At 71.8% G+C, this 20,348-nt stretch carries 23 protein-coding genes; 10 read left to right on the top strand and 13 right to left on the bottom strand.

What is annotated here, in order from left to right; translation table 11 throughout:
* Positions 1–96: 96 nt before the first annotated feature.
* Together ABZ939_RS34505 and ABZ939_RS34500 are read right to left on the bottom strand one after the other, a co-directional pair.
* Positions 97–735 (bottom strand): DUF6758 family protein, encoded by a 639-nt coding sequence (locus ABZ939_RS34505; RefSeq protein WP_361864141.1) that lies wholly within the window; start codon positions 733–735, stop codon positions 97–99.
* 142 nt (positions 736–877) lie between these two features.
* A complete protein-coding gene (locus ABZ939_RS34500; protein WP_361864139.1) occupies positions 878–1,462 on the bottom strand; it encodes a suppressor of fused domain protein in 585 nt (194 codons plus the stop codon).
* 411 nt (positions 1,463–1,873) lie between these two features.
* Here ABZ939_RS34500 and ABZ939_RS34495 point away from each other — a divergent pair, with 411 nt between their 5' ends.
* Together ABZ939_RS34495 and ABZ939_RS34490 are read left to right on the top strand one after the other, a co-directional pair.
* Complete coding sequence (locus ABZ939_RS34495; RefSeq protein WP_361864137.1) at positions 1,874–3,013, top strand: magnesium and cobalt transport protein CorA; 1,140 nt, start codon at positions 1,874–1,876, stop codon at positions 3,011–3,013.
* 25 nt (positions 3,014–3,038) lie between these two features.
* On the top strand, positions 3,039–3,548 hold the full coding sequence (locus tag ABZ939_RS34490; RefSeq protein WP_361864135.1) for a hypothetical protein: 510 nt from the start codon (positions 3,039–3,041) through the stop codon (positions 3,546–3,548).
* Between the two features lie 58 nt (positions 3,549–3,606).
* On the opposite strand, the gene ABZ939_RS34485 is transcribed toward ABZ939_RS34490, so the two are convergent.
* Positions 3,607–4,365: a hypothetical protein gene (locus ABZ939_RS34485; RefSeq protein WP_361864133.1), complete on the bottom strand. Its 759-nt coding sequence runs from the start codon at positions 4,363–4,365 to the stop codon at positions 3,607–3,609.
* 185 nt (positions 4,366–4,550) lie between these two features.
* Here ABZ939_RS34485 and ABZ939_RS34480 point away from each other — a divergent pair, with 185 nt between their 5' ends.
* Genes ABZ939_RS34480 through ABZ939_RS34470 form a run of 3 tightly spaced genes read left to right on the top strand, consistent with a single transcriptional unit; the run spans position 4,551 to position 7,565 of the window.
* The gene (locus ABZ939_RS34480; protein ID WP_361864131.1) at positions 4,551–5,822 is read left to right on the top strand and encodes a CBS domain-containing protein; all 1,272 of its coding nucleotides are present in this window, start codon (positions 4,551–4,553) and stop codon (positions 5,820–5,822) included.
* Positions 5,812–6,387: a DUF1003 domain-containing protein gene (locus tag ABZ939_RS34475; RefSeq protein ID WP_361864129.1), complete on the top strand. Its 576-nt coding sequence runs from the start codon at positions 5,812–5,814 to the stop codon at positions 6,385–6,387. Before ABZ939_RS34480 ends, ABZ939_RS34475 begins: the two co-directional genes overlap by 11 nt.
* A 44-nt stretch (positions 6,388–6,431) precedes the next feature.
* On the top strand, positions 6,432–7,565 hold the full coding sequence (locus tag ABZ939_RS34470) for an Mrp/NBP35 family ATP-binding protein (RefSeq protein ID WP_361864127.1): 1,134 nt from the start codon (positions 6,432–6,434) through the stop codon (positions 7,563–7,565).
* An 86-nt stretch (positions 7,566–7,651) separates the two neighbouring features.
* Here ABZ939_RS34470 and ABZ939_RS34465 read toward each other — a convergent pair whose 3' ends face one another.
* The 5 genes from ABZ939_RS34465 to sigE all read right to left on the bottom strand — a co-directional run bounded on the left by ABZ939_RS34465 (position 7,652) and on the right by sigE (position 12,630).
* Positions 7,652–8,281, bottom strand: a complete 630-nt coding sequence (locus ABZ939_RS34465) for a hypothetical protein (protein ID WP_361864125.1) — start codon at positions 8,279–8,281, stop codon at positions 7,652–7,654.
* Between the two features lie 93 nt (positions 8,282–8,374).
* The gene (locus ABZ939_RS34460) at positions 8,375–8,818 is read right to left on the bottom strand and encodes a sec-independent translocase (RefSeq protein WP_361864123.1); all 444 of its coding nucleotides are present in this window, start codon (positions 8,816–8,818) and stop codon (positions 8,375–8,377) included.
* A gap of 91 nt (positions 8,819–8,909) precedes the next feature.
* Entirely contained in the window at positions 8,910–10,832 is a 1,923-nt protein-coding gene (locus tag ABZ939_RS34455) for a trypsin-like peptidase domain-containing protein (RefSeq protein WP_361864121.1), read from the bottom strand.
* Between the two features lie 77 nt (positions 10,833–10,909).
* Positions 10,910–11,875 carry a zf-HC2 domain-containing protein gene (locus ABZ939_RS34450; RefSeq protein WP_361864120.1) on the bottom strand — a complete coding sequence of 322 codons (966 nt, stop codon included), beginning with the start codon at positions 11,873–11,875 and terminating at the stop codon, positions 10,910–10,912.
* Positions 11,872–12,630 carry an RNA polymerase sigma factor SigE gene (gene sigE, locus ABZ939_RS34445; protein WP_329116361.1) on the bottom strand — a complete coding sequence of 253 codons (759 nt, stop codon included), beginning with the start codon at positions 12,628–12,630 and terminating at the stop codon, positions 11,872–11,874. The genes ABZ939_RS34450 and sigE overlap by 4 nt, the downstream gene beginning before the upstream one ends.
* 141 nt (positions 12,631–12,771) lie before the next feature.
* Here sigE and ABZ939_RS34440 point away from each other — a divergent pair, with 141 nt between their 5' ends.
* Positions 12,772–13,437 (top strand): O-methyltransferase, encoded by a 666-nt coding sequence (locus tag ABZ939_RS34440; RefSeq protein ID WP_361864172.1) that lies wholly within the window; start codon positions 12,772–12,774, stop codon positions 13,435–13,437.
* Positions 13,438–13,540: 103 nt separating this feature from the next.
* On the opposite strand, the gene ABZ939_RS34435 is transcribed toward ABZ939_RS34440, so the two are convergent.
* Positions 13,541–13,708 carry a DUF3117 domain-containing protein gene (locus ABZ939_RS34435; RefSeq protein ID WP_006346801.1) on the bottom strand — a complete coding sequence of 56 codons (168 nt, stop codon included), beginning with the start codon at positions 13,706–13,708 and terminating at the stop codon, positions 13,541–13,543.
* A 311-nt stretch (positions 13,709–14,019) separates the two neighbouring features.
* On the opposite strand from ABZ939_RS34435, the gene ABZ939_RS34430 reads away from it, so the two are divergent.
* Positions 14,020–14,823, top strand: a complete 804-nt coding sequence (locus ABZ939_RS34430; protein WP_361864117.1) for an enoyl-CoA hydratase-related protein — start codon at positions 14,020–14,022, stop codon at positions 14,821–14,823.
* Positions 14,824–14,846: 23 nt separating this feature from the next.
* Here ABZ939_RS34430 and ABZ939_RS34425 read toward each other — a convergent pair whose 3' ends face one another.
* Both ABZ939_RS34425 and ABZ939_RS34420 read right to left on the bottom strand, forming a co-directional pair.
* A complete protein-coding gene (locus ABZ939_RS34425; RefSeq protein ID WP_361864115.1) occupies positions 14,847–15,431 on the bottom strand; it encodes a DNA-3-methyladenine glycosylase I in 585 nt (194 codons plus the stop codon).
* Positions 15,428–15,775 carry a DivIVA domain-containing protein gene (locus ABZ939_RS34420; RefSeq protein WP_361864113.1) on the bottom strand — a complete coding sequence of 116 codons (348 nt, stop codon included), beginning with the start codon at positions 15,773–15,775 and terminating at the stop codon, positions 15,428–15,430. The genes ABZ939_RS34425 and ABZ939_RS34420 overlap by 4 nt, the downstream gene beginning before the upstream one ends.
* A gap of 103 nt (positions 15,776–15,878) precedes the next feature.
* Here ABZ939_RS34420 and folP point away from each other — a divergent pair, with 103 nt between their 5' ends.
* Positions 15,879–16,739 (top strand): dihydropteroate synthase, encoded by an 861-nt coding sequence (gene folP, locus ABZ939_RS34415; RefSeq protein ID WP_361864111.1) that lies wholly within the window; start codon positions 15,879–15,881, stop codon positions 16,737–16,739.
* Positions 16,740–16,803: 64 nt separating this feature from the next.
* Here the strand turns inward: folP and ABZ939_RS34410 are convergent, their stop codons facing one another.
* Both ABZ939_RS34410 and dapE read right to left on the bottom strand, forming a co-directional pair.
* Complete coding sequence (locus ABZ939_RS34410; protein WP_361864109.1) at positions 16,804–17,553, bottom strand: TIGR00730 family Rossman fold protein; 750 nt, start codon at positions 17,551–17,553, stop codon at positions 16,804–16,806.
* Between the two features lie 84 nt (positions 17,554–17,637).
* Positions 17,638–18,720, bottom strand: coding sequence for a succinyl-diaminopimelate desuccinylase (gene dapE / locus ABZ939_RS34405; protein WP_361864107.1), 1,083 nt, complete (start codon positions 18,718–18,720; stop codon positions 17,638–17,640).
* 38 nt (positions 18,721–18,758) lie between these two features.
* On the opposite strand from dapE, the gene ABZ939_RS34400 reads away from it, so the two are divergent.
* Together ABZ939_RS34400 and ABZ939_RS34395 are read left to right on the top strand one after the other, a co-directional pair.
* Entirely contained in the window at positions 18,759–19,688 is a 930-nt protein-coding gene (locus ABZ939_RS34400; protein WP_361864106.1) for a hypothetical protein, read from the top strand.
* Positions 19,689–19,948: 260 nt separating this feature from the next.
* Positions 19,949–20,332, top strand: coding sequence for an ATP-binding protein (locus ABZ939_RS34395; protein ID WP_361864104.1), 384 nt, complete (start codon positions 19,949–19,951; stop codon positions 20,330–20,332).
* Positions 20,333–20,348 lie beyond the last annotated feature (16 nt).

Genomic DNA, 20,348 nt, shown 5'->3' with positions numbered 1-20,348 from the left:
ACGGGGGAATCGAACACCCCCGCCCCTTTGGCCCCGGGGCCCGAACCAGGCCCCGGACCGGGCCCCGACCCGGGAGGCCGCGGCCCCGGACGCGACCTAGGTCAGCAGACGCGGCGTCAGCGCCCCGCACGGCAGCAGTTCGACCTCCGCACCCGCGTCCCGCAGGTCCGTCAGCACCAGCTCGTCGTACATCAGCAGCCCGGACTGCTCGGGCCACACGATCGCCCACAGCCACAGCCCGCGCGCCTCCCCCGCGAAGACCGCGCGGTCGTGCGGCGTGCCGTTCACGTGCCACAGCGGCGTCGGCCGCCCGGCGGCGAGCACCTTGGTCTGGGCGGGCTTCTCGATGGCCATGTGCGGACCGGGGTCGGGTCCGTCGATCCCGGCGTACCGCGCGCCGAGCCCCACGCCGAGCTCCTCGGCGACGAGCAGCAGCTCACCGATCCCGCCGAGCGGTCCGGGACCGGAGCAGGCGACCGCCGTCGCGCGCCCTCCGCTGCGGTCGTCACCGGCGTACGCGACCCCGGTGAAGAGCCATCCGACGGGCAGGGGCCACGGCATCCACACGGGCACCTGGGTCCGGTGCACGACGACACCGAGGGCCTCGACGCTGGGCGGGATCACCGGTTGCAGCGGGTGCACCGAGCCGTGCACGTCGCACTGCCAGGAGTCGGCAAAAAGACCGGGCGCCCTGACCCGGCCACCGCACTTCGGGCAACTCGGTTCGCCCCTCATAGAGCCCAACGGTCCTACCGCTCCGCGCCCGCGTCAAGGACGATCACCCGTCCGGCCCGACCAGTTCACCCCGAGTAATAGGTGCAAGCGGCACTCATCGGCTCGGCCCGGACCTCGGACGCACACGGCAGACAGCCGCGTCCTAGTCCAGCGGTACGGCCGTGCGCAGCGGATCGCGCAGATCCGTGCCGTTCGTCAGCCAGCGCTCCTCCAGGGCCTTCGCCCCGTGGACCCGCTTCCACGCCGCCTCGTTCGGGGTCATCGGCAGCAGCGGCAGGAACCGCACAGGATCCATGGGGTCGTCGAGGTCCAGGTCCTCCACCAGACCGCCCGACTCCGCGACGAGCACCGAGCTGAACGGGGCCCCGGGCCACAGGGGTTCACCCACGTCGAGCGAGGCGCCGGCCGCCACCACGACACCCTCGACCTGCGGGGTCGAGGCGAGGACGGCGAGCGGTCGCAGCACCTTGTCGGTGTCGGCGAGCCCGGCCCGTACCGACAGCACCAGTTCCGCGCGCGGGCCCTTCACGGGGTCGGCGAGCGCGGACGTCGGATCGGTCATCGGATACGCGGACATGCCGAGGGTGGCGTACCGCACCACATCGCCGTCGATGAAGCGGAGCACCTCGATCCGGTCCGTGCCGAGGAACGTCACCGCGGCCCGCGCGTCCGGTTCACCGAGCGCCGTACGCAGCCGGGCCTCTACCAGAGCAAGAACTTCTCCCATGACTTGAGCATAAAGCGCGTATGGAACGGGCAAAGGAAGGGATTGACCCTCTGTCGGCTGATAGTCTTGGCCGCTGGTCGGGACTCCCGACTACTCGTCATCCCCCAAGGGGGACCGGCTGGAGGAGGTGGGGCTGCGTGGATCGAAGTCGATCGGGCAGTACCAACCGCTCTTCCGCCCCGCACCCCGAGCCCGGTGCGCTCCTCCCGGTGATCTGAGGCCTCCGTACCCGGTCCGCCCCGTCACCCGGCATCTCGCACGACGGAAGAGCACTTCGCCTTTGCCTGTCTGTAGCGAACGCCGTCACCGCGATCGTGCGGTGCCGCCCGCTTTGTGGACGACGTAGCTCCACGTCCCCATTCCGGGCTGTGCCACGCCTCGCCGGCGGCTTCTCCGTGAAGGAGCATGCCAATGTCGATGATCCGTGACCTGCGCGCCGCGGTCCGCCCCTCCCTGCGCCCCTCGCTGCGCAAGGCCGGCCCCGCCCTCGCCTCCCCGTACGCCAACTACGACGCCACCCGCGACCCGTCCGCCTCCAGCGCCGTCGTCGACTGCGCCGTCTACCGCGACGGCCGCCGCGTGGACGACCGCGCCTGCCTGACCCCGCGCGGCGCGATGCGCCAGGTACGGGAGAGCGGCGGCTTCGCCTGGATCGGTCTGCACGAGCCGACCGAGGCCGAATTCGCCGGTATCGCCGCCGAGTTCGGGCTCCACCCGCTCGCCGTCGAGGACGCCGTCCACGCCCACCAGCGGCCCAAGCTGGAGCGGTACGACGACACCCTCTTCACCGTCTTCAAGACGATCCACTACGTCGAGCACGCCGAGCTCACCGCCACCAGCGAGGTCGTCGAGACGGGCGAGGTGATGTGCTTCACCGGCCCCGACTTCGTCATCACCGTCCGGCACGGCGGCCAGGGCTCGCTGCGCAACCTCCGCCACCGCCTCCAGGGCGAGCCCGAACTGCTCGCCAAGGGTCCTTCCGCCGTCCTCCACGCCATCGCCGACCATGTCGTCGACGGCTACATCGCGGTCGCCGACGCGGTCGAGCTCGACATCGACCAGATCGAGATCGACGTCTTCTCCCCGCCGGCCAAGGGCTCGACGCGCGGCACCGACACCGGCCGGATCTACCAGCTCAAGCGTGAGGTACTGGAGTTCAAGCGGGCCGTCACCCCGCTGCTGCGCCCGATGCAGCTGCTCAGCGAGCGCCCGATGCGGCTGGTGGACCCGGACATCCAGAAGTACTTCCGCGACGTCGCCGACCACCTCGCGCGCGTGCAGGAGCAGGTCGTCGGCTTCGACGAACTCCTCAACTCGATCCTCCAGGCCAACCTCGCGCAGGCGACGGTGACGCAGAACGAGGACATGCGCAAGATCACCTCGTGGGCGGCCATCATCGCCGTGCCGACGGCGGTCTGCGGTGTGTACGGCATGAACTTCGACCACATGCCCGAGCTGGAGTGGAAGTACGGCTACCCGATGGTGCTCGTCGGCATCACGGTCATCTGTTTCGCGATCCACCGCACCCTCAAGCGCAACGGCTGGCTCTAGTCGGGCTGCCGATAGGCTGCTGGACATGACAGACACGCTGCTCGGCCTCGCTCTCGTCGAGGAGGCCACCAAGAAGTCCGGCCTCATCTGGGTCCGGGGCGACGCCGCCGCGGCCAGGGCGCTGTGGCACGTCTGGCACGAGGGCGCGGCGCACGTCGTGGGCGACGGCCCGGGCGAGCAGCCGCTCCCCGGCCTGGTCGCGGGCGCGACGGCCGAGGTGACGGTCCGCAGCAAGGACAAGGGCGGCCGACTCGTCGCCTGGACAGCGGCGGTGAGCGAACTGGCTCCGGGTACGGAGGAGTGGGACGCCGCGGTCGCCGAGCTGAAGGGCAAGCGCCTGAACGCGACGGACGGCGAGGAGATGCCGGAGCGGTGGGCGCGGGAGTGCCGGGTGCTGCGGCTCGAGCCGCTGGACTCCACGACGGACCTGCCGGACGGGTCCCTCGCCGCCGTCCCGCAGCCGTCGGACGCGGTCACGAGGCGGCCCGTACCGGCCGCGCTCCCCAGGCTGCTGTTCAAGCGGCGCAAGCGCTAGACACCCCCCAGGGGCTGTCCCGCCCAGATCCGCCGGACAGGGCGCCAGTGGCGGTGCCTCAGGTACGCGGCAGCTGCTTGCCGTAGTCCAGGGTCTGGTCCTTCGAGGGCTCTTCCAGCGGGAAGTCCTTGTCCCACTCGGACAGCACCACCACCCCCGCTCCACCGCCGCGCGCGAAACGCAGCGGGAACGGGGTCCCGTCCAGCGAGACGTCCAGTGTGCCGCCCTCGCCGTCCTCACCGCCCTTGACCTTGACCGTGCGGAGACCGCCGATCTTGTCGCGGTCACCCTTGACGACCTCGCCGTGCAGCCCGATCAGCCCGTCGAGGAGCAGGTCCATGTCGGTGAAGCCGCGCAGCTGCTTGTACGAGGGGTCGTCCTCCGGCACCTTCACGTACTTGTCGTCGAGCTTGTCGGCGGCCTCGCTGTCCGACTCCGTCGGAGCCTCCGTCGCCTTGTCGTCGTGCGCCCAGAAGCCCGCGTCGGCCTTCAGATAGAGCGCGTCGCCGATCCGCAGCAGCTCGAACCTGCTGTTCTTCGTCGTCACCGAACCGCTCGCGCCGTCCTGCTTGAGCCGCATGTTCAGCTTGTACGTGCCGCCCTTGCTGACCAGGGTGCCGGCCAGCCGCACCGCCTTCGCCGTGTCGGCCGCGGACTGCGCCTTCTGCTCGATGGCGGTCGCCTCGAGCTTCCCGACCCCGTTCGTCCCCTCGTCCGGATCCGATGCGCAGGCGGTGAGCCCCGCCGCGAGACCGGCACAGAGCGCCACGGGCAGGACGGCCCGGCGGATGCGCGATGCAGTGGGGAGTGCGGTCACCTGCGCTGCCTCTCGAACGTCGTCGGTGGGGGGACGGCAGCACGCAGCGTACCCGGGACGCGGACCGCGGCCGCAGGCAGCCGTACGGGCGCTCTGCCGGGGCGCCACGGAAGAGCACGGGCTAGCCTGAACCCGGCATACCTCTGCAATGACCCGAATCGTGCGACACCGAGGAGGCGCGTGGCATGGCGGCAGGCGCCCCCCGGATCTTCGTCTCGCACCTCGCCGGTGTCCCCGTGTTCGACCCCAACGGGGACCAGGTCGGCCGGGTCAGCGATCTCGTCGCCATGCTCCGGGTGGGCCGCCGCCCGCCCCGGCTGCTCGGCATGGTCGTCGAGGTCCTCAGCCGCCGCCGGGTCTTCGTCCCCATGACCCGGATCACGGGTGTCGAGTCCGGCCAGGTCATCACCACGGGCGTGGTGAACATGCGCCGCTTCGAGCAGCGCCCCACGGAACGGCTCGTCCTCGGCGAGCTGCTCGACCGCCGGGTGCGGCTCGTGCAGACGGACGAGGAGGTCACCGTCCTGGACGTGGCCATCCAGCAGCTGCCGGCCCGCCGCGACTGGGAGATCGACAAGGTCTTCGTACGGCGCGGCAAGCCCGGCGCGCTGCGTCGCAAGGGCGAGACGCTGACCGTGGAGTGGTCGGCGGTCACCGGGTTCTCGCTGGAGGAGGAGGGGCAGGGGGCGGAGAGCCTGGTCGCCACCTTCGAGCGGCTGCGCCCCGCCGACCTGGCCAACGTGCTGCACCACCTCTCCCCCAAGCGGCGGGCCGAGGTCGCCGCCGCCCTCGACGACGACCGGCTCGCCGACGTCCTGGAGGAGCTGCCCGACGACGACCAGATCGAGATCCTCGGCAAGCTGAAGGAGGAGCGGGCCGCCGACGTCCTGGAGGCGATGGACCCGGACGACGCCGCCGACCTGCTCTCCGAGCTGCCGGAGGAGGACAAGGAGCGGCTGCTCACCCTGATGCGCCCGGACGACGCGGCGGACGTGCGCCGCCTGCTCGCGTACGAGGAGCGGACCGCGGGCGGCCTGATGACGACCGAGCCGATCGTGCTGCGGCCCGACGCCACGGTCGCGGACGCGCTGGCCCGCGTACGGCAGCAGGACCTGTCCCCGGCGCTCGCGGCGCAGGTGTACGTGTGCCGGCCGCCCGACGAGACGCCGACGGGCAAGTACCTGGGCATGGTGCACTTCCAGCGGCTGCTGCGCGATCCGCCGTTCACGCTGGTCAGCTCGCTGGTGGACAGCGATCTGCCGCCGCTCGCCCCGGACACCCCGCTGCCGGCCGTCACGAGCTATCTCGCCGCCTACAACATGGTCGCGGCGCCGGTGGTGGACGAGAGCGGTTCCCTGCTCGGCGCGGTGACCGTCGACGACGTACTCGACCATCTGCTGCCGGAGGACTGGCGGGAGACGGAGTTCCACGAGGAGAGGGCGGCTCATGGCGGCTGAGCGCGCTCCGGAGCGGGAGAGGGACCGGGAACGCGAGCGGGAGCGGAGCATGCCCCGGATCCGGCTCGACCTGCCGCGCGAGCGACGGGCCAGGCTGCTGCCGGAGTACGACCCGGAGGCCTTCGGCAGGCTCTCGGAGCGGATCGCGCGCTTCCTGGGGACCGGCCGCTTCCTGGTCTGGATGACCCTGACGATCATCGTCTGGGTGCTGTGGAACATCTTCGCGCCGTCGCTGCTGAAGTTCGACGAGTACCCGTTCATCTTCCTGACGCTGGCGCTGTCGCTGCAGGCCTCGTACGCGGCCCCGCTGATCCTCCTCGCCCAGAACCGGCAGGACGACCGGGACCGGGTCAACCTCGAACAGGACAGGAAGCAGAACGAGCGGTCGATCGCGGACACCGAGTATCTGACCCGGGAGATCGCTGCGCTGCGGATGGGTCTCGGCGAGGTGGCGACCCGGGACTGGATCCGTTCGGAGCTGCAGGACCTGATCAAGGAGATGCAGGAGCGCCGGGATCTATTCCCGGCGGGCGAGGACCACAGGAGTGACGTACCCGACCGCTGACGGGTCTTTCCGGGCCGGGTGGTCGGCGCCGTACCATCGTCCGTATGGCTACGGAAGACGCGGTGCGCGAAGCACTGGCGACGGTGAACGACCCCGAGATCAACAAACCGATCACTGAGCTCGGCATGGTCAAATCGGTGGAGATCGGATCCGACGGCAGGGTCGCCGTCACGGTCTATCTCACCGTCTCCGGCTGCCCGATGCGCGACACGATCACCCAGCGCGTCACCGACGCGGTCTCCCGGGTGGAAGGCGTCTCCGGCGTCGACGTGACGCTGGACGTGATGAGCGACGAGCAGCGCAAGGAGCTGGCCGCGGCGCTGCGCGGCACGACGGCCGAGCGTGAGGTCCCGTTCGCCAAGCCCGGTTCGCTGACCCGTGTGTACGCGGTCGCCTCCGGCAAGGGCGGCGTCGGCAAGTCCTCCGTGACCGTGAACCTCGCCGCGGCGATGGCCGCGGACGGCCTGAAGGTCGGTGTCGTCGACGCCGACATCTACGGGCACTCGGTGCCCCGGATGCTGGGCGCGGACGGCCGTCCGACCCAGGTCGAGAACATGATCATGCCGCCGTCCGCGAACGGCGTGAAGGTCATTTCCATCGGCATGTTCACCCCGGGCAACGCCCCGGTGGTGTGGCGCGGCCCGATGCTCCACCGCGCGCTCCAGCAGTTCCTCGCGGACGTGTACTGGGGCGACCTGGACGTGCTTCTCCTCGACCTGCCCCCGGGCACGGGCGACATCGCGATCTCGGTGGCGCAGCTGGTGCCGAACGCCGAGATCCTCGTCGTCACGACCCCGCAGCAGGCGGCCGCCGAGGTCGCCGAGCGGGCCGGCTCGATCGCCGTGCAGACGCACCAGAAGATCGTCGGCGTCGTCGAGAACATGTCGGGCCTGCCGTGTCCGCACTGCGACGAGATGGTCGACGTGTTCGGCACGGGCGGCGGCCAGAAGGTCGCGGACGGCCTGACGAGGACCACGGGCGCGACGGTTCCGGTCCTGGGGTCCATCCCGATCGACGTCCGGCTGCGCGAGGGCGGCGACGAGGGCAAGCCGGTCGTCCTGACCGACCCGGACTCGCCCGCGGGCTCGGCCCTCCGCGCCATCGCGGGCAAGCTGGGCGGCCGCGCCAGGGGCCTCTCGGGCATGAGCCTGGGCATCACCCCGCGCAACAAGTTCTGACCTCTGGTCGCGACGAAGGGGCACCCCTCTCCGGGGTGCCCCTTCGTCGTGCCTAGCCCTTCGTCGTGCCTAGCCCTTCGTCGGGCCTAGGAGGCGTACGCCTCGAGGTCCTTCACCCCGGAGAACCCCAGCCCGTACGCGCTCATCCCCCGCCCGTACGCACCGATGTGCACCTCGCCGGCGGAGCCGGCCAGCACCCACCCGAACTCCGACTCGCGGTAGTGGAACGGCATCGGCACCCCGTCCACCGGCAGCGACAGCGTCGACCACTCCGGGCCCGTCAGGTCGTCCGCCAGCTCGAACGCGGTCTCCGTCTGCTGGTCCAGCCACTCGTCCCGGAGCGAGTGGTCGAGCTGCGCGGGCCAGGTGTACGCGAGCAGCCCCGAACCGGCCAGCCAGGCGGCGGAGGAGACCGTGGTGGCCTCCAGGACACCCGTACCGTCGCCGGAGCGCCGCACGGGGCTCGCAGCGACCGTCACGACGACCGCGAAGCGCTCCTTCTCGACCCCGCTGGCATCGGACTTTATGGACGGCTCGTCCCCGTGGCCCATCGACCCGTGCTGGACGGTCCCGTCCGCCGCCGTGCCCACCTGCATCAGCCAGCGCGGTCCGGCGAACGCCTCGTCAAGTCCGTACCAGGTGAAGGCCGCGCTCAGAAAGCCTTCGGCCGTACGCCGGGCCGCGGGCACTCCCTCCACCCGACTCGTCGTCTCCATCTCGGCCGCCTCCTCGATCCGTCGTGCCCGCGTCGGCGGACAACAGATGGAGGATAGCCACCGGCTCGCGCCGGATGGTGTCAGGCCGAGGCGTCAGGTCGCGTCGGAGTCGTACGGCGGCCGCTCACCGGCGTCCGGCTTGTCCTGGTTCTTCTTGAGCAGATCGGGCGAGCCGTTGACGCCGGCGGGGACCGAAGGGGCCTCCGACTCGCGGCCGTGCACCGCGTCGGCGACCTCGTTCATCTCCTTCTTGAGGTCGAAACTGCTGCGCAGCTCCTTCAGCTCCTTGAAGTCCTCGTTGCCGTCGAGCTGCTTGCGCAGGAACGTCTTCGGGTTGAGGTCCTCGAACTCGAAGTCCTTGAACTCCGGCCCCAGCTCGGTGCGGATGTCGGCCTTCGCGCTCTCGGAGAAGTCGCGGATCTTGCGGATGAAGCGCGAGACGTCCTGGATGACCTTCGGCAGCTTGTCCGGGCCAAAAATGAGCACGGCGAGGACCACGAGCGTCACGAGCTCGAGTATGCCTAGGTCGTTGAACACCTTGCTGCTCCTTACACGGGGTCCGGGGCCCGCTCCACGGTACCCGCCGAAACTGCCGGGCGGGTACCTTGCGGTGTCCCCCACATGGCGCTCAGTCGCCCTGCGAGGAACCGAGCGTCAACGTCTTGGTCTGCTCCTTGCCTCCGCGCAGCAGCGTCAGCTCCAGCCGGTCCCCCGGACGGTGGGCGCGGATCTTGACGATCAACTCCTCGCCGCTGTGGACCCGCTGGCCGTCGACCTTGGTGATGACGTCGCCGGGCCGGATGCCGGCCTTGGCGGCCGGGCCGCCGGGGGTGACGGAGGCCGAGCCGTCCTTGCCCTTCTCGCCGACGCGGGCGCCGTCGCCGTTGAACTGCATGTCGAGGCTCACACCGATGACGGGGTGGGTGGCCTTGCCGGTGTTGATGAGCTCCTCGGCGACCCGCTTGCCCTGGTTGATCGGGATGGCGAAGCCCAGGCCGATGGAGCCGGACTGGCCGCCGCCCTCGCCGCCCGAACCGTCTCCCGCGGCGCGGATGGCGCTGTTGATGCCGATGACCCGAGCCTTGGAGTCGACCAGCGGGCCACCCGAATTGCCCGGGTTTATCGGGGCGTCGGTCTGCAGCGCGTCGACATAGCTGACGTCACTGCCGTCGCCCTTCTCACCGCCGGCCGTGATGGGCCGCTCCTTGGCGCTGATGATGCCCGAGGTGACGGTGTTCTGGAGGTCGAAGGGGGCACCGATGGCCACGACCGGGTCACCGACGCGGACGTTGTCCGAGTTGCCGAGCGGCAGGGGCTTGAGGCCCGAGACGCCGGTGACCTTGACGACGGCGAGGTCGTAGCCGCTGTCCTTGCCGACCAGCTTGGCACTCGCGGTCTCGCCGCTGCTGAAGGTGACCGAGATGTCCCCGGACGTGCCCGCGCCGTCGACCACGTGGTTGTTGGTCAGGATGTGGCCCTGAGTGTCCAGGACGAAGCCCGTCCCGGTACCGGCGGAACCGCCGCCACTGACGTGCAGGGTGACGACGCTCGGCAGGGCGCTGGCCGCGATCCCGGCGACGCTGTCGGGCGCGCGGCCGGAGTCCTCGCGGCCGGCCTGGGGCAGCTCGATGGTGGTGATGCCGCCGTTGCGCTCGACATAGGCGCCGACCGCGCCGCCGAGAACACCCGTGATCATGGCGAAGACCAGCGCGCCGGTGAGCGCGAGCCCGCGCCGGGAACGGCGGGGCTTGGCGGGCGGCTCCGCGCCGATGGTCAGCGGGGCGAGAGCAGCGCCAGGGGCCCCGGGAGCGCCCCAGGGGTCGTACTGCACCCACTGTGCGGGCTGCGTGGGCTGCGTAGGCTGCGGGACGATCGGCTGCGGCATGGGCTGCGGTGCCGGATGCGGCGCCTGCTGCTGCGGGGCCGGCTGGGGCGCCTGCGGGGGTACGGGGACCCCGTGGGCCGGAGTCGCCACCGGCCGTTGCACGGGCGGGGCGGGTGCCCATGGGCCGGGCCCACCGTAGGGCGGGGTCCGGTACTCGTCGGGCTCGTGCAGCGGCTGCGGCTCGGGCCGGGCCTGCTGCGGTACGGCGTGGGCGTGCCCTGCGTCCGGAACCGTGGGAGCCGCCGGGGCCACCGGAGCCTCCAGGGCTTCCGTGACCTCGGAGGCCGCCAGGACCTCCGGGGCCTCGGGGGCCTCGGTGCCGACGGGCGGCCGGGGCGCCGTGGGGGCCTCCGACACGGCCGCCGACACGGCGGGGACGTCGAGGGCCTCAGGGCCGACGGACGGCTCCGACACCGCGGGGACCTCGGGAGCCTCAGGGCCGGCGGGGACCTCCGGCGCCGTGGAGGCCGCCGGCGCCGCCGGGGCCTCCGGGCCGGCGGGCGGCTCCGGCGCCGCGGGGGCGGCGAGGGTGAAGTCTCCCTCGTCCGCGGCCGACGGCTCCGGTATCTCCTCCGGAGTCGGTCCGGGCGCACCGCCGGCCGGCGGCGTACTCGTAGGCCGGCTCCACCACTTCGGCTTCTGGCCGGTGGGCTTCCCGTCGTTCATGCTCTCCCCGCAACAGCTGACCTGTCAGCGCCCGCCTGCGTCGGGCACCCGTGCCCTGGATTCAACCAGGTCCCGGGTCAGCGTCGGGACGTGAGCGGGATCGTCGACGTGCTCGTGGCCGTCAGGCCCGACGAAGCGGGGCCGACGGTCGGGCCGCCGTCCGGCCTGTTGAGCCCGGACGAGAACGCCAGGTGCAGCGCCGGTCCCGTGGGACGTATGAACGGCGAGAGGGCGAGCAGCGACGGCGGAGCCGGGTCCTGGAGCCGGCCGGCCACCGCGGGCGTCGTCCCACCGGGCACCAGCGGTCCTGACGCCACGGTCCCGGGCTTCGACACGCCCGCACCGAACGGGGTCACCGAGGAGTCCGTGACCGAGCGTTCTCCCGAGCGCCCGCCGCGACCCGTGACCGTGCCCGCGTTCGTACCCACGCCGGTGCCCGAGTTCGTGCCGGTGCCGCCGCCCGAGGCCGAGGCCCGCAGCGGAGTCACGGTGTTGCCCGTGCCCTCGCCGCGGCCGCCGGCGCTCACCGAGGTCTCCAGCGGCAGGGCGCCGCCGAGCGCGATGGCGGCGAAGGAGACCGCGCTGGCCGCCGCGATGCCGAAGCGCCGCCCGCGCCAGGGCGAACGGTCATGGTCGGCACGGCCGCCGACCTCATGGATGCGGAAGCCGGAGTGCGGGGAGACGGCGGTGGCCGTGGCGAAGCCGTCGGACTTCACCCCACCCGTGCCGCCGGGCCCGCCCAGGCCGAAGAGGTCGTCGAAGGGTCCCCCCCGACGGTCGTCGCCCCCCGGATCACCGGGCCCCCCGGGCAGCCCCTGGAGTCGGGCGAGGAGCCCCTCCGAGGGCGGAGGGGGTGCGGTGGAGGCGAAGACGCTCTTCAGCCTGCGCTGGGCGTCGGCCTCCGCCTTGCATTTGGCACAGGTCGCGAGGTGCGCGAGCACCCGCTCGCGGGCGTCGTGGCCGAGCTCCCCGTCGACCAACGCGGCGAGCCGGTCCCCGAGGTGCTGCTCCGCGGGGGTCGGGCCGGCAGGACGTGTGTTCACGCCGTACCGCCCTCCCAGCCGACGGCGGCCAGCGCGCGCTCCGCCCGGGCCTCGGGGGAACGGTGCTTCAGCGCCTTGCGCAGGTGCGAGCGCCCGCGGTGGATCCGGCTGCGGACCGTGCCGAGCTTCACGCCGAGCGTGGCGGCGATCTCCTCGTACGACAGTCCTTCGATGTCGCAGAGGACGACCGCGGCCCGGAACTCGGGCGCGAGGGTGTCGAGCGCCTGCTGGACGTCGGCGTCGAAGTGGGTGTCGTTGAACGCCTGCTGCGGGGAGGGCTCGCGGCTGGGCAGCCGCTCGGCCGCGTCGTCGGCGAGCGCGTCGAAACGGATCCGCTGCTTGCGGCGGACCATGTCGAGGAAGAGGTTGGTGGTGATGCGGTGGAGCCAGCCCTCGAAGGTGCCCGGCGTGTACGTCGACAGCGAGCGGAAGACGCGGACGAAGACCTCCTGGGTCAGGTCCTCGGCGTCGTGCTGGTTGCCGGTCAGCCGGTAGGCGAGGCGATAGACCCGGCCACTGTGCGTGCTGACGATCTCCTCCCAGGTGGGCGGAGTCCACGCCTGCGATTCCGCATCCGATGCGAAGGTCGCGGTGGTGGGAGCGGAGTCGGCGGTGTGGATTCGGTCAGCGGTGTCGGTCACGGATTTCGGCTCACCCGCCGACCTGAGAAGACGCCGAAGCACTCCTCCCCGATCCACAGGCGCAGCCGCACCTCCCCTGTCGGCTCTGGTGGTGTCCAGTGGAGCCCCTACCATAGCCACCTCGCCCGTTAGCTCCGGATAAGAATCTTTACGCGAATTTGGGGCCGGCTCGCCGGGCGTCCCGCATCGCGTCCTGCCTCATCTGAACGCGCGGTCCCATCTGCGGGTTCCCGCGTGCAGCGGATACAGTCACCGTTGCGCCAACTACGGGGACAGGAGAGGGCCATTACCGCCAACCGGCAGACGAGCTGGGCGTTCGCCGACGCCTTTGTCGCCGAGGACGATGCGCTGCGCTGGGCCCGTGAGCGGGCCCGGGAGGCAGGGCTGCCCTCGGTGTCTCCGGGCACCGGCGCCGCCCTGCGCCTGCTGGCCGCCACGGCGGACGCGAAAGCGGTGGCCGAAATTGGTACCGGCACGGGTGTCTCCGGGATCTATCTCCTGTACGGGATGCGGCCGGACGGGGTCCTGACGACGGTGGACCTGGAGCCGGAGCGCCAGCAGTTCGCGAAGACGGCCTTCCGGGCGGCGGGTTTCGCCGGGAACCGGGCGCGTTTCATCCCGGGCCGCGCCCTGGACGTCCTGCCGCGGCTGGCTGACGGCGGGTACGACCTCGTCTTCTGCGACGGTGACCGGCTGGAGTGTCTGGACTACCTCGCTGAATCGTTGCGCCTGCTGCGACCGGGGGGTCTGGTCTGCTTCGAGGGCGTCTTCGCCGACGGTCGTACGGTCGACTCGGCGGCGCAGCCGGCGGAGGTGCTGCGGGTGCGCGAGCTGCTGCGGGCGGTCCGCGAGAGCCAGGAGCTGCTGCCGTCGCTGCTGCCGGTGGGCGACGGCCTGCTGTGCGCGGTGCGGCGGGGCTGACGCCTCCGAAGGCGCCGCTCGGGCTGCCGAGCCGTAGAACACCCCTGCCCCGGCGCGGTGGGTACCGTGCCGGGGCAGGGGCGGACAATCCTGGCTTGTCGCGTCAGCCGACTACCTGCTTCAGGGCGTCGCCGAGTGCTTCGGCCTCGTCCGGGGTCAGCTCGACGACAAGCCGACCGCCGCCTTCGAGCGGAACGCGCATGACGATGCCCCGCCCCTCCTTGGTCACCTCGAGCGGGCCGTCGCCCGTCCGCGGCTTCATGGCCGCCATGCTTGTTCCCCTTCCTGAAACCAGCTCTTCGTCAGCCGACGGCCCCTGATCGGGAGCACACGTCACCGGCATCGAACACATTGCTTCCAGGTCATTATCCCGCATCACAGGACCCGATGACCAACATCGGGTTGCATCGCTTGCGCAACGCGCTTCCGCAAAACCGCCCAATTCGGCGATCGGCCTGCGATACTTCGCCGCCGCTTCGCCACCACGCCACCGCCGGTCTTTGACACAGCTCACATGTGCGGTGTCCGTGATCTCCGCCATGCTGGCCGGGACAGGGACGCATTTCACGAAGGGAAGCCGCGATGGCCGACACCGTGCTGTACGAAGTGAGCGACGGACTCGCCACGATCACGCTCAACCGGCCCGAGGCCATGAACGCGATGAACGTCGAGGCGAAAGTCGCCCTGCGGGACGCCGCGGAGGCGGCCGCGGCGGACACCGCCGTACGGGCGGTGCTGCTGACGGCCGCGGGCGACCGGGCGTTCTGCGTGGGGCAGGACCTGAAGGAGCACGTGGGCCTGCTGATGTCGGACAAGGAGTCCGGGACGCAGCACACGATGAACACGGTCCGGGACCACTACAACCCGATCGTCAAGGCGCTGACCGGCATGAAGAAGCCGGTGGTGGCGGGCGTGAACGGGGTCGCGGCGGGGGCGGGCTTCGGCTTCGCGCTCGCGGCGGACTACCGCGTGGTCGCCGACACCGCCGCGTTCAACACGTCCTTCGCGGGTGTCGCGCTCACCGCCGACTCCGGCATGTCCTGGACGCTGTCCCGGCTGATCGGCGCGAGCCGGGCGTCCGACCTGCTGCTCTTCCCGCGCTCGATCAGCGCCCAGGAGGCGTACGAGCTCGGCATCGTGAACAAGCTGGTCCCGGCCGCCGACCTCGCGCAGGAGGCACTGAAGGTCGCCCGCGCCCTGGCCGCGGGCCCGACGGTGGCGTACGCGGCGCTGAAGGAGTCGCTGGCGTACGGGGCGGACCACTCGCTCGCGGAGGCGCTGGAGAAGGAGGACGAGCTCCAGACCGCGGCGGGCGCGTCCGAGGACCACACGATCGCGGTCCAGGCGTTCCTGGCGAAGGAGAAGCCGCGGTACGTGGGCCGGTGACACCGGATGTGGCCCGGGTCGCCTCAGCGGCCGCCCCGGGCCACGCATCCCTGCACATGGTCGTCGACCAGGCCGCACGCCTGCATCAGGGCGTACGCCGTCGTCGGGCCGATGAACCGCAGGCCGCGCTTCTTCAGCGCCTTGGACAGGGCCGTCGACTCCTCCGTCACGGCCGGGACGTCGGCGACGGTCAGCGGGGCCGGGCGGGTCGCCGGGTCCGGGGCGTACGACCAGATCAGGGTGTCGAGCTCGCCCGGGGACCACTCCGCCAGCGTCTTCGCGTTCGCCATCGTCGCGTCGATCTTCGCCCGGTTGCGGATGATGCCCTCGTCCACGAGGAGCCGCTCGCGGTCCGCCTCGCCGAACTCCGCCACCGAGGCGATCTTGAAGTCGGCGAAGGCCCGCCGGAAGCCCTCGCGCCGGCGCAGGATCGTGATCCAGGAAAGACCCGACTGGAACGCCTCCAGGCACAGCCGCTCGAACAGCGCGTCGTCGCCGTGGACCGGGCGGCCCCACTCCTCGTCGTGGTACGCGACGTAGTCCTCGGTCGACAGGCCCCAGGGGCAGCGCAGTCGGCCGTCAGGACCGGGGATCGCCTCGCCGGTCACTGTCCCTCGTCCTTACGAAGCGACGGACCGGACGAGGGGTCGTGGCCGCCGCGCCCGCCCCCCAGCGCCGCCTGCAGCTCGGCGATCCGCGCGTCCCGCTCGGCGAGCTCCGCGGCGAGCCGGCCGAGGACGTCGTCGACGTCCGCCATGCGGTAGCCCCGCGCGGTCACCGGCAGCCGGAGCGCCTCGATGTCGGCGCGGTCGACCGGCCGGCTCGCCGGCAGGGGGTCCACCAACTGCTCCGGTGCCACCTCGGGCAGCACCTCGCTGTCGCCTCCGCCGACCACCGCGAGGGTGACCGCCGCGACGACCACGACCATCGCGATCAGCAAAAACCAGAACACCAGCGCGCCTCTCCCCGGAGTGGAAAACGTCCCGTGCCGATCGTGCCATGCGCCACCGACAGTTAGGGTCGCAGGCGAACGGACGCGAGGGAGGACATAAGGGATGCTGCGCTTGGGACGGCGTGAATTCGGGCCGCACGAGCCGGTGATCATGGCGATCGTCAACCGGACCCCCGATTCGTTCTACGACCAGGGCGCCACCTTCCGCGACGAGCCGGCCCTCGCGCGCGTCGAGCAGGCGGTCGCCGAGGGCGCCGCGATCATCGACATCGGCGGGGTGAAGGCGGGCCCCGGCGAGGAGGTCACGGCGGAGGAGGAGGCGCGGCGCACGGTCGGTTTCGTCGCGGAGGTACGGCGCCGGCACCCGGACGTCGTCATCAGCGTCGACACCTGGCGCGCCGATGTCGGCGAGGCGGTCTGCGAGGCCGGCGCGGACGTCCTCAACGACGCGTGGGGCGGCGTGGACCCGGGGCTCGCGGAGGTCGCGGCCCGGTACGGCGCCGGGCTCGTCTGCACTCACGCGGGCGGCGCGGAGCCGCGGACCCGGCCGCACCGGGTCGCGTACGAGGACGTGATGGCCGACATCCTGCGGGTGACCGTGGGCCTCGCGGAGCGGGCGGTCGAGCTGGGCGTGCGACGGGACGGGATCATGATCGACCCGGGTCACGACTTCGGGAAGAACACCCGCCACAGCCTGGAGGCGACCCGGCGGCTGGGCGAGATGGCGGAGACGGGGTGGCCGGTGCTGGTGTCCTTGTCGAACAAGGACTTCGTGGGTGAGACGCTGGACCGGCCGGTGAAGGAGCGGGTGCTCGGCACGCTGGCGACGACGGCGGTCTCCGCGTGGCTGGGGGCGCAGGTGTACCGCGTGCACGAGGTCGCCGAGACGCGGCAGGTCCTGGACATGGTGGCGTCCATCGCGGGGCACCGGCCGCCCGCGGTCGCCCGCCGGGGGCTGGCGTAGGCGCGGGGCGCCGGGCACCCCCCGCCCGGCGCCGCGGCCCCGGCCATGATCCGCCGGACAGGCTCTAGCGGCCCGTCTCCTTGGACACCAGCGCCACCGCTTCCTCCACGTCGTCGGTCACGTGGAAGAGCAGCAGGTCTCTCTCCGAGGCCTTGCCGCCCGCCACCACCGAGTCGCGGAGCCAGTCGACGAGGCCCTTCCAGTACTCCGTACCGAAGAGCACGATCGGGAAGCGCGTCACCTTCCGCGTCTGGACCAGGGTGAGCGCCTCGAAGAGCTCGTCCAGGGTGCCGAGGCCGCCAGGGAGGACGACGAAGCCCTGCGCGTACTTCACGAACATCGTCTTGCGGACGAAGAAGTAGCGGAAGTTCACGCCGATGTCGACGTGCGGGTTGAGCCCCTGCTCGAAGGGGAGCTCGATGCCCAGGCCCACCGAGATGCCCTTGGCCTCCCGTGCGCCCTTGTTCGCCGCCTCCATGGCGCCCGGGCCGCCGCCCGTGATCACCGCGAAGCCCGCCTCGACCAGCGCGCGGCCGAGCCGCACGCCGGCCTCGTACTCGGGCGAGTCCGGCTTCGTGCGGGCCGAGCCGAAGACGCTGATCGCGCTCGGCAGTTCGGCGAGCGCGCCGAAGCCCTCGACGAACTCGGACTGGATGCGCATGACGCGCCAGGGGTCGGTGTGCACCCACTCCGAGTCGCCCTCGGTGTCCAGCAGACGCTGATCCGTGGTGCCCGGCTGGACCTGCTCCCGTCGCCTGAGCACCGGTCCCAGCCTCTGCTCCTCCGGCTTCGACGCTCCCTCGGGGATACCCATGGCCTGCTCCCTCCACCGATCCACTGATCTTCTGGTTCGGTCAGGGTAGGTCCACAGACGTGACAAAAAGCGAAATTACGGCTGTCAGCCAGTGAGCCAGTCGCGGAGCCGGTCCTCGCACTGGACGATCCTGTCCACGATGACGTGCTCGTCGACCTTGTGGGCGTAGATCGGGTCGCCGGGGCCGTAGTTGACCGCGGGGACGCCGAGGGCGCTGAAGCGGGCCACGTCGGTCCAGCCGAACTTGGGGTACGCGGTGCCGCCGACCGCCTTCATGAACTCGGCCGCGGCCGGGTGCGAGAGGCCCGGCAGAGCGCCGCCGCTGTGGTCGTCGACCACGAATTCGGCGACCCCGCAGTCGGCGAAGACCTCACGGACGTGCGCCTCGGCCTCGGCCAGGGTGAGGTCGGGGGCGTAGCGGTAGTTGACGACGACCGTGCAGGCGTCGGGGATGACGTTGTTGGCGACGCCGCCCTCGATCCGTACGGCGTTGAGGCCCTCGTGGTACTCCAGGCCGTCGATGACCGGCTTGCGTGGCTCGTACGAGGCGAGGCGGGCGAGGATCGGGGCCGCGGCGTGGATGGCGTTGGAGCCCATCCAGGAGCGCGCGGAGTGGGCGCGCTCGCCCTCCGTCCGCAGGAGGACGCGCAGGGTGCCCTGGCAGCCGCCCTCGACCTCGGCGTTGGAGCCCTCCAGGAGGATCGCGAAATCGCCCTCCAGCCAGTCCGGGTGGGCCTCTGCGACCTTCCCGAGGCCGTTGAGGTGGGCGGCGACCTCTTCCTGGTCGTAGAAGACGAAGGTGAGGTCGCGGTTGGGCTCGGGGACGGTGGCGGCGATCCGGAGCTGGACGGCGACGCCCGACTTCATGTCGGAGGTCCCGCAGCCCCACAGAACGCCGTTCTCGTCGAGGCGCGAGGGCACGTTGTCGGCGATCGGCACGGTGTCGATGTGCCCGGCGAGGATCACGCGCTCCCCGTGGCCGAGCCGGGTGCGGGCCACGACGTTGTTGCCGTACCGGTCGACGGTGAGGTGCGGCAGGGCGCGCAGGGCCTGCTCGATCGCGTCGGCGAGCGGCTTCTCTGTCCCGCTGACGGAGGGGAAGTCGACGAGCGCGGCGGTGAGCGCCGGACCGTCCAGCGTGAGGTCGAGGGGAGCGTTGTCAGCCATGTGCCGACCCTAACCCGGCCTCCAGTACGGTTGGCCCCGTGTCCGAGCCCATCCGCCCTTCCCGCAGCTCCCGCCACGGCCGCCTCGCCAGGTTCACGGCCGCCTTCGCCGTGCTTCTCGGTCTGGTCGCCTATGTGGCCGTGCACTACGTCACGGGCTCCAAGGGCGCTCCGCGGTGCAGTGTGGGCAGTGGCGAGAACACCTACGAGTTCTCGCCGGAGCAGGCGGCCAACGCCGCCACCATCTCCGCCGTGGGCACCACCCGGCGGATGCCCGAGCGTGCGGTCACCATCGCCCTGGCGACGGCGCTGCAGGAGTCCGCGCTGCGGAACATCGAGCACGGCGACCGCGATTCGCTCGGGCTCTTCCAGCAGCGCCCCTCGCAGGGCTGGGGCACTCCGGAGCAGATCCTCGACCCGGTGTACTCCTCGGGGAAGTTCTACGAAGGTCTCGCGAAGGTTCCGGGCTATTCGCGGCTGCCGCTGACCGTGGCGGCGCAGAAGGTGCAGCGCAGTGGGTTCCCGCAGGCGTACGCGAAGCACGAGCCGGACGCGGCGCTGCTGTCCGCCGCACTGACCGGCCGCTCGGCCGCCGCCCTCAGCTGTACGACGAGCGCGGTGCCGGAGGGGCAGTCCGGGGATCCGGCGAAGGTGCGGGCCGAGCTGGTGCGGGCCTTCGGCGAGAAGGCCGCCCCGAGGCCGGCCGGCGGAGCCGGGGGCGCTGGGCGTTCCGGGGCGCACGCGGGCGGTGCCGCCGCCGTGCTCTCCGTGCCCGTCCGCGCGACCACCGGCACGGACGCGCAGCGCGGCTGGGAGCTCGCCCACTGGGCCGTGGCGCGGGCGGACGAGCTGCGGATCGTGGAAGTCGCGTACGCGGACAGGATCTGGCGCGCGAGCGATGTCTCGGGGGCCTGGACGAAGGCGGCCGCGGCCGGCGACGACACGGTGCGCATTCGAGTCGCGCAGTAGCCGAGCGCGCGTACGGGGACTCACCCGGACGAGTCATTCGCCGAGAACATCGGCGCCCCTCCCCACCGTCCGACCACTTCCCTTACGAGGCAAGGGAAGTGACGGTTCAGCGCGGGTTGGATCTTCAGCGCCTTCGTCCGCTTTCCTCCCACCCGATAATGCGATGCATTGCGCAGCCTTTACCTTCGGCCACCGAAACCTCTCCCTCCCCCGCCTCGGTTGTCACGGAGTCAGAACGTCCTCTCCGTCGAAGGAGCACCATGTCCCTCCCCCTGACCCGTCGGATCGCCCGCGCCGCACTCCTCGTGGCGGCCGGAGCAGCCCCCGTGGTCGGTGCGGCCGGCTCCGCAAGCGCCCTGGACCACAGCATCGCTCCCACCGGAGCCCTCTCCGGTATCAGCTCGCTCGACGCCGCCGGTGTCGGCAACACCGTCGACGGCGCCTCGCAGACCGCCACCGGCGTGGTCGGCGACACCGGCGGCAAGGCCGTCGACAAGGCCGTCCCGGCCGCCGGCAAGACCGTGGATGCGGCGGGCAGGACCGCCGGCGCGGCCACCGGGAGCGCCCCCTCGACCGACGCCCTCGGCCAGGGCCTGCCGACCGGCGGCGTGCCGTCGCTTGGCGGCCTCCCGATCGGCGGCTGACCTTCCGGTACACCCG

Origin of the sequence: Streptomyces sp. NPDC046712 (genome assembly GCF_040645695.1) — a bacterium.
Lineage (GTDB): Bacteria > Actinomycetota > Actinomycetes > Streptomycetales > Streptomycetaceae > Streptomyces.
The sequence above is the reverse complement of the archived record's forward strand: the minus strand, read 5'-3'. Positions and strand labels throughout refer to the sequence as shown.